Here is an 11,176-nt window from a genome sequence, read left to right on the forward strand (position 1 = left end):
CCCTGCCGGGCGGACCGCCTACCCGTGTCCGTGCAGCATCCGGTCGAGTTCGGCCCCGCCGGGCCTGCGGCCCTCCTCCAGGCGCTCAAGCACCAGCACGCAGCGCAGCCCGAAGGTACCGCCGGGAAACTCACGCCGCCGGGTCCCCCCTGCCACCACACACCAGTCCGGGACGCGGCCACGGCCGAGTTCCTCTCCCGTCCGCACGTCGACGACAGGGGTCGAGCCCGACAGGATCGTCCCGGCGCCGACCACGGCGCCCCGGCCCACCCGGGCCCCCTCGGCGATCACCGCACGGCGGCCGATCAGCGCGCCGTCCTCGACGACCGCGGGTGCGGCCCTCGACGGTTCCCCCGCGGCGCCGGAGCCCTCCTCGCCGTCCTGACCGCCCGCCGCTCCGACGCCGACCCCGCCGGCCAGGTGGACGTTCTTGCCGATCTGGGCGCACGAACCGATCGAGACCCAGGTGTCCACGGTGCTGCCCTCGTCCAGGTGGGCGCCGATGTCGACGAACGAGGGCATCAGCACCACGCCTCGCGCCAGGTAGGCGCCCCAGCGGGCGATCGCCCCCGGCACGACGCGTACCCCGTCGACGGAGGTCTTCAGCGGAAGGCGATCATGGTGATGGAAATCACCCACCTGGGACCTGGCCATGCCGAGCACCCGGAAGGCGAGCATGACGGCCCGCCGGGCGCGCTCGTCCACGACCACCTCGCCGGTGGGGGAAACCTCCGCCACCCGGGCCTTCCCGCCGTCGAGCATGTCCACCGCGCTCACCACGACGGCGCGGGCCTCGGCGTCGGCGGGGCTCAGCTCGGCCCGGCGTCGCCACAGCTCGTCGACGGCCGCGGGCAGCGGGCTGGCATCGCGCTGGGTCATGGCCCGGAGCCTAGTGTTCACCGCGTTATCACAGGCTGAGCAATCGCGGGGACCGGTAGGTTCTTGACCGTGCGAGGGCGCTTCTCAAAAGGGGTTATCGCGATCATCGCGATCGTGGTCGTGCTCGTGGTGGCCATCACCGCGGGTCTGTTCACCCTGCTCAAGCGGGCGAAACCGTTCGTCGACCTCGGCGAGGGGTGCAGGATCACGACTCCGGAGGGCTCGCTGGACCTGGACATCGCGCAGGCCCAGGTGGCGGCGGCCATCGCGGCCGTGGCGGCCCGCAAAAAGCTGCCCGAGCGGGCCGCCGTGATCGCCTACGCCACCGCCATCCAGGAGTCGAAGCTGGAGAACCTGAGGGGCGGCGACCGCGACTCGGTCGGTGTGTTCCAGCAGCGGCCCTCCCAGGGGTGGGGAAAACCCAGCCAGCTCATCGATCCCGTCTATGCCTCGGAGAAGTTCTTCGCCGCGCTGGTGAAGGTGAAGGGATACCGGAAGCTGCCGCTGCACGAGGCGGCCCAGGCGGTGCAGCGCTCGGCCGACGGGTCGGCGTACGCCCAGCACGAGGAGGACGGGAAGATCCTCGCCGCGGCGTTCACCGGACGCGTCCCCAAGGCTGTGCACTGCTGGTTCCCCGTTCCCTCGGGCAAGAGCCCGCGCCCCGACACGGGTGCGGCGAAGAGCGAGCTCACCAGGGCGCTCGGGGCCGCGTTCGAGGCCCCGTCGCGCAGGCGCGGCTGGCTGGTGGCCGGCTGGTCGATCGCCCACGCCAAGGAGTTCGGGCTGACCAGGATCCGCTACGACGGCCAGTCGTGGGTCTCCGCGAACGGCCACGACGGCTGGAAGGCCGACCCCAAGGTGCCCGCGGGGAAGGTCGAGATCTCCCAGTGATCCGCTGACGTCTCCGGATCACTTTCGGGGTTCGCGACGGTGGCGGGTGCCGGGTCAGGGCCGGCGATAGGTGGCGAGCTCGAAGACGGTGATCAGCTCGCGGGCGGCCAGGTCGAGGTCGAACCCGTCCCCGCGGGCCACCAGTCCCCGATCGCAGGCCCCGGCGCCCCTTACCCAGGGGGCTCCCCCTCCGCCAGGGGGAGCCCCCTGCACCGCGGGGCTCAGCCCTTCTTCTCGATCCTGATCGTGCCCGGGGCCAGGGGCTGGGCGTGTGAGGCTCTCCAGCGCTGGCCCTGCAGGCGTTCGAAGCTGAGCAGGCGGCCGTCCGCCGCCCGGTAGTCGGCGAAGTCGAGCAGGCCCCGCTCGGGCATCGAGGTGACGCCCTCGCCGCGGAAGGCCGCGGTGCCACGGTCGATGGGGAGGAAGTCGACCCCCTCAACGCTCAGGGTGGTCTTGGCGGGGACCATGCCCTCGGTGGGCACCTGCGTCCACAGCAGCACCTCCAGGTGCGGCGGTTCGCCGGTCGCCAGGCCGTCGTGCATCTGGATCGAGAGCCACTGGTAGCGGCGGGTGCCGTCGTCGAGAAGGTACTCGGTCCACTGGGTTCCCTGCCACGACAGGTACAGGGCGCCGAGAACACGACTGCGCACCCCCCGGCATTCGATCGTGTCACCGACCTTGATCGTACGGGGGTCGGGATAGTCGATGCCGACATGGCCCATGGCCGGTTGGGGCGGCTGCGCGGCCCCAACCGAGGAGGGGGGGGTCTCGCCGGGAGGGTCGGGATCGTCGGCCCCCCTGCCCTGACGCGTCGTCGCGAAGAACGCGCCGAGCAACAGGACAAGGGTGACCACACTCAAACCGAGTATCACGGCGACCTCGGGGGTCATGCCGCGCGATCCTACTGGAGCCGGCGCACTGCCGCACTGATGCGTTCGTCACCGGCCGTCACGGCGACCCTGACGTGCCCCTCACCCGCGGTCCCGTAGAAGTCGCCGGGGGCGACCAGGATCCCCCTGTCGGCCAGCGCGCGGGCCTGCTCCCAGCAACCCGTCCCGTTGGACGCCCACAGGTACAGACCCGCCGTGGAGTGCTCGATCTTCCAACCGGCCGCCTCCAGGGCGGGACGGAGCGCCGCGCGGCGGGCGGCGTAGCGGGCCCGCTGCTCCTCGGCGTGCTCGTCGTCGTCCAGCGCGACGGCCATCGCCGCCTGGACCGGCGCGGGCATCATCATGCCGGCGTGCTTGCGTATCTCCAGCAGCCGCTTGATCAGCGCGGGGTCGCCGGCGACGAACCCGGCGCGGTAGCCGGCCAGGTTGGAGCGCTTGGACAGCGAGTGCACCGCCAGCAGGCCCTCGTGCGAGCCGCCGCAGACGTCCGGGTGCAGGATCGAGACCGGCTGCTCCTCCCAGCCCAGCTCGATGTAGCACTCGTCGGAGGCCACGACCGCGCCGTGCTCGCGCGCCCACGAGACGACCTTGCGCAGGTGCTCGGCGGGCAGGACCTTACCCGTCGGGTTGGACGGGGAGTTGACCCAGACCAGCGGCACCCGCTCCGGCCCGAGCGCGAGCAGCCCGTCGGCGGCGTACGGCTCGGCGCCCGCGAGGCGGGCCCCCACGTCGTAGGTGGGATAGGCCAGCTCGGGGAAGATCACTCGTTGCCCCGCCCCGACACCGAGCAGTGTCGGCAGCCAGGCCACCAACTCCTTGGAACCGATCAGCGGCAGCACGTTCGCCTGGTCGAGGATCACTCCGTGCCTGCGCCGCAGCCATCCGGCCGCGGCCGAGCGGAGGCGCTCGGAACCATGGGTCAGCGGGTATCCGGGACTGTCCGAGGCGTCCGCGAGCGCCTGGCGCACGATGGCGGGCACCGGATCGACGGGGGTGCCCACCGAAAGGTCGACGATCCCGTCGGGGTGCGACGCCGCCAGTTCCTTCAGCGGCGTGAGCCGGTCCCACGGAAAGTCCGGCAGGCCGATCATCGGAGCCTCGCGGGCATGTTAGGAGTGGCGCTCACTTGATTCAGCCGTCGCCTTTCGCTCTGCCGGTGACACGCACCGGAGGAGCGATTTCTCACCCCTCCGGCATCGAATCCCGGGCACCGTCCTTTGGATCTTTCGCCCACCGCGGCCGGTCAGGCGGCACCCCGCCGCGTTGTCGCCGGTCGCCGCGGCACGCCGCGGCGACCTCCTTCGCTCCGCGAGGCGGCAGCCGACCGATCCTCGCCGCGGCAAGATCCGCCCGACAGGACCTAGTGGCTCTCGGCCTGCGGGGGCAGAGCCTCGACGACCGGGTGGTCCTTCTCGATCTTGCCGACCTTGGAGGCGCCGCCGGGCGATCCCAGGTCCTCGAAGAAGTCCACGTTCGCCTTGTAGAATTCCTTCCACTGCTCGGGAAGGTCGTCCTCGTAGAAGATGGCCTCCACCGGACAGACGGGTTCGCACGCGCCACAGTCGACGCATTCGTCGGGGTGGATGTAGAGCATCCGTCCCCCCTCATAGATGCAATCGACAGGGCACTCCTCGATGCATGCCTTGTCCAGGACGTCCACGCAAGGCTGCGCGATGACGTAGGTCACCTCGGGCTCCTTCTTCTTTACGCACCTAGGCACGACTTCGACCGCGGGTTGCTTAGCCCTAGTATTGCCGGGCCTGCCACGTGTCTGAAACGGGAGGGGGCAAAAGTCGATGGCCCTTGGTTTCGGTGCTCGCCTAAATATCACCATAACCCCCTCTGACGTGGGCAAAAGAGTCACCACGCGGAGACGGGTTCCCGAGGGGTTCCGGGACGCGGTGGGCGAGTTGGAGTTCTGGCGGGACGGCGTGCTCGGCGTACGCAAACGGGACGGCACGCTGGTCGAGATCGGCGAGGAGACGCTCGCCGCGGCGAAGGTGGTCCAGGAGCCGCGACCCCCGCGCGCCTGAGGCGCCCGCCGGCACGTTCGGGTAAGCCGCTCGCCAAGACACGTATAAGCCGTCCGGTAGGAAGGGCCGCGCCTGCTCGACCGGACGAATGACAGCGGAGAGTATTTTCTCCGTGACCGTACGTACCAGCGCCGCAGCCGCCGTGATCCTCACGGCCACGATCGCCGGATGTGGCGCCCCGGCTCCTCAGAACATTCAACTCCCGCCGGTCAACACCCGGGCCGCCTCCATGAAGGAGGGTTTCTCGACGATGGAACGCCTCGTCGAGGCGGCCAAGAAGGAGGGGACCCTCACGGTGATCGCGCTACCGCGCGACTGGGTGAACTACGGCGAGATCATCGACACCTTCGCCGAGGAGTACGGAATCAAGGTCGACCAGCTGGAACCCGACGCGAACAGCGCCAGGGAGATCGCGGCCATCCCCGCGCTCAAACCCGACGTGTTCGACCTGAGCATGGACGTCGCCGTGTCCAAGTCCGACCTCTTCGCCCCGTACCGGGTCCAGGGCTGGCAGGACATCCCCGACCATCTCAAGGATCACCGGGGCACCTGGTACGCCGGGTACGGCGGGTACATGTCCATCGGCTACGACCCGAGCAAGGTCGCGGCCCCCGTCTCCTTCTCCGACCTGCTGAAGCCCGGTCACAGCGTCTCGCTGCCCGGCGACCCCCGGGAGGTCTCTGCGGCCTTCAACGGGGTGATGGCCGTCTCGCTCAGGGGCGGCGAGGCGAGGGCGGAGCGGGGCGTTGAGTTCTTCCACCGCCTCAAGGGCGCGGGCAACCTCGCGGCGACCCCCAAGGCGGCCTCGGTCGTCGTCGACTGGGACTACCACAACGCCGAGCGGGCGGCCGCCGGCAAGGACTGGAAGGTCGCGATTCCCGGCGACGCCGTGCTCGGCTCGTACTACGTCCAGGCCATCAACAAGCAGGCCCCGCACCCTGCCGCCGCCCGGCTCTGGCAGGAGTTCCTGTTCTCCGACAGGGGCCAGAACCTCTTCCTGAAGGGCTATGCCCGCCCGATCAGGATGGAGGCCCTCCAGATGCGCGGCACCCTGGACGACGAACTCGCGGCCAAGCTCCCCGCCACCAGCGGGAGGCCCGTGATCCTCACCGTCTCGGAGATCGACAGGGCCAGGGCCTACCTCCAGCGCGAGTGGGCCAGAAAGGTGAGATGAGGGTGGGGCTGATGAGACTGATATGTCGTGACTTCCCAGAGGCTCTAAAGTGTCTGGAGAGTACCGATAAGAGACCCTGGCGTCTCAGAATGTGAGCTGATCGTCTTGCGATACGACGCGCCTAGCTTGACGAGGTGGAACGCTCGCGCCTACGACAGCAGCTTCGGGTACGTTTCAGCACATGGCGCCCCCCTGGTCGAACTACTCGACCCGCAGCCGGGCGAGCGCATCGTGGATCTCGGCTGCGGCACGGGGACGCTGACCGCCGAGATCACCTCCCGGGGCGCGCATGTCCTGGGGATCGACGGATCGCAGGCGATGATCGAAAAAGCCCTGGCGCAGTACCCGGGGCTGGACTTCATAGTCGGCGACGGCCGCGACTTCACAGTGGCCCAGCCCTACGACGCGGTCTTCTCCAACGCGGCCCTGCACTGGATGGGCCAGGAGCCGGACGCGGTGATCACCAGTGTCCGCGAGGCCCTCGCACCCGGCGGACGGTTCGTGGCCGAGATGGGCGGCGCGGGCAACTGCGCCGCGCTGACGGCGGCGCTGTCCACCGCCTGGCGGGAGTACGGGCTCCGTGAGCCCGGCCTGCCGTGGTACTTCCCCACCCCCGCCGAGTACGCCACAAGGCTGGAGAAGGGCGGCTTCACGGTCCGCCTGCTGGAATACTTCGATCGGCCGACCCCGCTCGACGAGTGCCCCAACGGGGCGGCCGACTGGGTGCGGATGTTCGCCGGTTCGCTGCTCCAGGAAGTGCCGATGGAGATGGTCGACTCGCTGCTCCACCGGGTGAACGAGCTGGCCGCCCCCGCCCTGCGGCGGGAGACCGGCTGGATGGCCGACTACGTGCGACTGCGGTTCGCGGCTGTACGCCGCTGAACCGACCCAATGCGCCGTGGCGATTTGCCAGACTATGGTCTGTTCCATGAGTCTCGTTCCCCGGCCACATGGAGTGTCTCGGGCGGCTTAAGGGGCTGGTGAAGGGAACGGATGAACTTCTGTCTGAGTGACCTCGTGCCGCCGCTACGCTGGAGCGACGCGGCCACGATCCCACTTCTGCGCGACCAGCCTGACCTGCCGGACGCCTGGTGGCGGAGCCTGCCGATGGCCCGCGTGCTCGCCGTGCTGCCTCCTGAGCGGCTGGCGGAGATCCTCACCGCGCTCGCCCTGAACCACTGGCCTGCCGCTACCGTGGGCGACGTGCTGCCCGCACTGCACGTCCTGGACCCGGACGAGGCCGACGAGCCCTGTACGGCCATAGCCCTCGACCGCGCGGGATCCTGGCCGGGTCTCCTCGCGCTGACCGGCCACGACCTGCGCGACCAGCCGTTCATCCAGCCGGTCCCGCTACTGCACGCCCTCTTCACGGCGGTCTTCGCACACCTGGCGACCCCGCTCCCGGCGGCCTCGGTCCAGGCGGCTTCGGCTCCGGCGGCTTCGGTCCAGGCGCCCGCCGCGCGGAGCGAGTCGGTCCCGGGCGAGTCCGATGCCATACCGAATGACTCTGGAGCCGTCCCCGGGCCGGAGACCCCGCCGGAGACCGGGCCGGGTGTCGTGGCGGAGTCCCCCGCAGAACCCGCTGCCGAACCCGCTTCAGGGCCCACCTCAGGGCCCACTGCCGAGAGCACGGCCGAGAGCGTGGAGAGCGCCGGGGACGCCGTGCCGGAAGCCCTGCCGGTGCCCGAGGCACGTCGTGCGGCTGAGGCTGAGGCTGAGCCCGCCGCCGTCCCTGGATCGCTCTTCCAGCCGGCCCCGGCGAGGAACGATCCGCCCGTGACCGACGCGGAGGCTCAGGCCGCCGCGCCCGGCGCCGCGTTCGAAGAAGTCCGGGAGTCCCCCGCCGAGAGCGTGCCCGAGGCCGAGGCGGCTGCCGCCGCTCCGGTTGAGGCGGTCGCCGAAACCGGCGACGCCCCCATCGACGACCCCATCGACGACCCCATCGATGACTCCGTACCCGCCACCCCGGAGGCGGCGGGAGCTCCCGAGCCGGAGGAGGCCGCGCGGAGCCGTCGGGCCGGGCAGCCTGTGGAGAACCTGCACGCGCTGGTGGACGGTGTCTTCGCCAACGCGGAGGACAAGCGCTGGGCGGTGGCGCAGAACAGGCTGTTCAGCGACACCCCGGCGAGCGCGGAGGCGCTGGCCAAGCTCTTCGCGGTGCGGCCGGAGGTCATCTTCGGCATCGAGGTCGACCTGCGCCGGGAGCTCGGGGAGTGGATCGCCTCCGACGAGGCCGCCCCGTACCGGGAGCACCTGGAGGAGATGAGAAGGGTGCTCGGCAGGGCGGCGCCCAAGGAGCGGCTGATCAACGCCGCCGACTGGCACACCCTGGAGCTGCACTCTCTCGACATCCCGGCCTGGCAGTTCGTGCTGGCCACGCTCCCCGGTTACCACCTGGTCGACGAGTGGCTGGTGGAGGGCGACATCGCCGAGCTCCGCCATCGCACCCGCGACATGCTCAGCGACGCCCAGCCGCCGCTGACCATCAACAAGGCCCTCGACATGGTCTCCTCGCTGGGCATCCACCCCGAGGTGTCCAAGGAGTGGCTGGAGAACGTTCCGCAGCTCCGCATCCTCGGCGCGGGCGAACGGCCTCCCCAGCGCCCGAACGGCACCCCGGCCCTGATCGCGGAGAAGCCGCCCGGCGCGCCGCGGGAGAACGGGGAACCGGCGAAGGCCCCCTTCCGCCCGCTGAAGGACGTCTCGCTGACCAGGCGCTGCTTCCGCCAGCCCGACGGCCGCTGGTGGCTCCGGATCGACGTCACCTCCGACCACCTGCGAGGCGCCGAGTGCTCGCTGCCCAGCGGGTTCGCCGCCTACCTCGGGATGTCACCCGGTGAGGGCCGCACGGTCAGCAGCGCGGTCGGCGATCTGGTCCTCAGCTGGCACGACAGGCCCGTGCTCGAGTCGCTCAGCACGCTCCTGGAGGACGTGGGGGCCAAGGAGGGCAGCCACCTGTTCCTCACCCTCTCCGACGAGGGAGTCCTGCGGGCCAGGCACCTACCGTCCGCCAGGGGCGAGGGGGAGGCGACGGCCCAGGCGCTGAGACTCGTCGGCTACACCGCCTCGGGCGGCACCCCGGAACAGGCCGGGCGGGTCATCGCCACCCGGGTCGGCATGACGGGCCCCGTGGGCATACCCGACCTTCTCACCCGGCTACGAGAACGCGGGGACCGCGATCTCCTGTCACTGTTGGCCTAGCTCATGCCCCGCCTCGCCATCTCCCCGGACTTCCCCGTCGAACTCGGCGCCCTGGCCCAGCCGGTGCGCCGGGACGTCGTGGTCTCGGCGCGCAGGTTCCTGCAGAACGTGGCGGGTGCTCCGCACCCCGAGCGGGTCAGGGGGGCCAGGGACCCCCGGGTCGCCACCCTGAGGCTGGCCGACCGGTACCGGGGCGTCGTGGTCAAGCAGCGGGACGTCTACTGGCTGCTGACCGTGCTGCCGGACGCGGAGGCGTGGGCGTACGCCCAGCGCTACCGGTTCGGCGTCAACACCGCGCTGGGCGTGGTCGAGATGTGGGACGCCGAGGCGCTGGACCAGGTACGGCCCGCGGTGCGCAGGGCGGCCGAGGCGTCCACGACGCGGCTGTTCTCCGAGATCTGCGACAGCGACCTGGCCGAACTGGGGGTGGACGGCCGGTTCCTGCCGCTGGTCAGGCAGATCACCGACCAGCTCACCCTGGAGGCGCTCGAACCGCTGCTGCCCCCCACGCAGTACGAGCCGCTGGCGGCGCTCGCCAGGGGCGAGTCGATGGCCGGGGCCTGGCGGGAACTGGAGAACTGCCGCGCCGTCGCCGCGGGACCAGAGCCGATCAACCCCGAGGACTTCGGCGCCGCGCTCCTGCGCAGCCCGGACCGGGCCGTCTTCACAGACCACCCGCGCGAGCTGAACCGCGTGCTCGACGCGCCCGGCTGGTGCGTGTTCCTGCGGCCGCCGCAGCACCGGCTGGCGTACTGGGAGTCCTACCAGCAGCCGACGCTGATCACCGGTGGCGCGGGCACCGGAAAGACGCTCGTCGCCCTGCACAGGGCGGCCCACCTGGCCAGGCGCGCGAGCGGCCAGATCCTGCTCGTCACCTTCTCCCAGGGGCTGAGCGCCGAACTCGCGACCAGGCTCGACCTGCTGATCGAGGACGAGACGATCCGCAAGCGGATCGAGGTCGGCAACGTGGACCGGCTGGCCCACCGCATCGTCGCGGAGGCCGAGGGCCGTCCGCCCTCGCTGGTCGGCGCCGCCGAGCTGACGGCGCTCTGGGAGGAGACGGCGACCGGCCACAGCCCGGCGTTCCTGCTGCGCGAGTGGGAGCAGGTGGTGCTGGCGCAGAACCTCCGGACTCTGGAGGAGTACCTGGACACCCCCCGCTCGGGCCGCGGCGTCGAGTTGTCGGCCGAGGAGCGCGGCGCCGTCTGGGACGCGATCGGGCACGTCACCGGACGGCTGCGAGAGCGCGGCAAGCGGACCCTGCTGCAGCTGGCCTCCGAGGCGTCGGTGCTGCTCGGCCAGACCACGGGAGACCTGCTGGAGGAGACGGAGCCCATGCGGGAGCCGTACCGGCACATCGTGGTGGACGAGGCGCAGGACCTGCACCCCGCGCAGTGGCGGCTGCTGCGGGCGGCGGTGCCGCACGCCCGCGACGACCTGTTCATCGTGGGCGACCCGCACCAGCGCATCTTCGACACGAGGGTGACGCTCAGCGCCGTCGGGATCGACGCGATCCAGCAGCGTCTGCAGGTGTCGTACCGGCTCCCACAGGAGATCCTGTCCTGGGGAGTCCGGTTACGCGGAGGCGGTCCCGCCGACGGGCTCGTCAACGGTGTGCAGGAGCTCTACGGCTTCCGGAGCACCCGGCACGGGCTCAGGCCGATGGTCCGAGCCTACGATTCACCGCAGGATGAGCTGACGGGGCTGGTGGCACAGGTGGGAGAGTGGGTGGATGAGGGCGTGATGCCCGAGGAGATAGCGGTGGCCGCCAGGACCGCCGGCCTCGTGCGTGACGCGCGGACCGCTCTGCGCGAGCTGGGGGTGCGAGTGACGACGCTGCACGGCATGAAGGGACTCGAGTTCCGGCGGGTCGCGGTGATCGGCGTGGGCGAGGGAATCGTGCCCGACCCCGACTCGCTGACCCCCGTCGGCGAGGATCCGGCGGCCAGGGCCCACGATCTTCAGCGGGAGCGCGGCCTGCTCTATGTCGCCTGCACCCGGGCACGAGAACTCCTTTACGTATCCCATTCCGGACGGGCAAGTCCCTTCCTTCCCAACTGACCACATAGTCTGAATTGCGGATGTAATCCCCTTTGCCGGTTGGACCT

General features: G+C 70.8%; 11 protein-coding genes. 6 read left to right on the plus strand and 5 right to left on the minus strand.

Annotated features, from left to right (window positions below):
- Positions 1-18: 18 nt before the first annotated feature.
- Positions 19-879 carry a 2,3,4,5-tetrahydropyridine-2,6-dicarboxylate N-succinyltransferase gene (locus ABT130_RS15085; protein ID WP_350955922.1) on the minus strand — a complete coding sequence of 287 codons (861 nt, stop codon included), beginning with the start codon at positions 877-879 and terminating at the stop codon, positions 19-21.
- A 69-nt stretch (positions 880-948) separates the two neighbouring features.
- On the opposite strand from ABT130_RS15085, the gene ABT130_RS15090 reads away from it, so the two are divergent.
- On the plus strand, positions 949-1,770 hold the full coding sequence (locus tag ABT130_RS15090; RefSeq protein ID WP_350921768.1) for a hypothetical protein: 822 nt from the start codon (positions 949-951) through the stop codon (positions 1,768-1,770).
- Between the two features lie 54 nt (positions 1,771-1,824).
- Here the strand turns inward: ABT130_RS15090 and ABT130_RS15095 are convergent, their stop codons facing one another.
- From ABT130_RS15095 to fdxA, 4 genes are all read right to left on the minus strand, one after another.
- Entirely contained in the window at positions 1,825-1,983 is a 159-nt protein-coding gene (locus ABT130_RS15095) for a hypothetical protein (RefSeq protein ID WP_350955924.1), read from the minus strand.
- 8 nt (positions 1,984-1,991) lie between these two features.
- Positions 1,992-2,660, minus strand: coding sequence for a DUF4178 domain-containing protein (locus tag ABT130_RS15100; RefSeq protein ID WP_350921766.1), 669 nt, complete (start codon positions 2,658-2,660; stop codon positions 1,992-1,994).
- Between the two features lie 11 nt (positions 2,661-2,671).
- On the minus strand, positions 2,672-3,751 hold the full coding sequence (gene dapC / locus ABT130_RS15105) for a succinyldiaminopimelate transaminase (RefSeq protein ID WP_350921763.1): 1,080 nt from the start codon (positions 3,749-3,751) through the stop codon (positions 2,672-2,674).
- Positions 3,752-4,020: 269 nt separating this feature from the next.
- Positions 4,021-4,347, minus strand: coding sequence for a ferredoxin (gene fdxA, locus ABT130_RS15110; protein ID WP_030910647.1), 327 nt, complete (start codon positions 4,345-4,347; stop codon positions 4,021-4,023).
- Between the two features lie 160 nt (positions 4,348-4,507).
- On the opposite strand from fdxA, the gene ABT130_RS15115 reads away from it, so the two are divergent.
- The 5 genes from ABT130_RS15115 (at position 4,508) to ABT130_RS15135 (ending at position 11,129) form a co-directional block, all read left to right on the plus strand.
- Positions 4,508-4,693, plus strand: coding sequence for a putative acetyltransferase (locus tag ABT130_RS15115; protein ID WP_342666812.1), 186 nt, complete (start codon positions 4,508-4,510; stop codon positions 4,691-4,693).
- 112 nt (positions 4,694-4,805) lie between these two features.
- A complete protein-coding gene (locus ABT130_RS15120) occupies positions 4,806-5,867 on the plus strand; it encodes an ABC transporter substrate-binding protein (RefSeq protein WP_350955926.1) in 1,062 nt (353 codons plus the stop codon).
- 126 nt (positions 5,868-5,993) lie between these two features.
- Complete coding sequence (locus ABT130_RS15125; protein WP_350921759.1) at positions 5,994-6,749, plus strand: class I SAM-dependent methyltransferase; 756 nt, start codon at positions 5,994-5,996, stop codon at positions 6,747-6,749.
- Positions 6,750-6,860: 111 nt separating this feature from the next.
- Positions 6,861-9,068: a hypothetical protein gene (locus tag ABT130_RS15130; RefSeq protein WP_350955928.1), complete on the plus strand. Its 2,208-nt coding sequence runs from the start codon at positions 6,861-6,863 to the stop codon at positions 9,066-9,068.
- A 3-nt stretch (positions 9,069-9,071) separates the two neighbouring features.
- Positions 9,072-11,129 carry a UvrD-helicase domain-containing protein gene (locus tag ABT130_RS15135; protein ID WP_350955930.1) on the plus strand — a complete coding sequence of 686 codons (2,058 nt, stop codon included), beginning with the start codon at positions 9,072-9,074 and terminating at the stop codon, positions 11,127-11,129.
- Positions 11,130-11,176 lie beyond the last annotated feature (47 nt).

Source organism: Streptosporangium sp. NPDC001681, assembly GCF_040298085.1.
Classification (GTDB): domain Bacteria; phylum Actinomycetota; class Actinomycetes; order Streptosporangiales; family Streptosporangiaceae; genus Streptosporangium.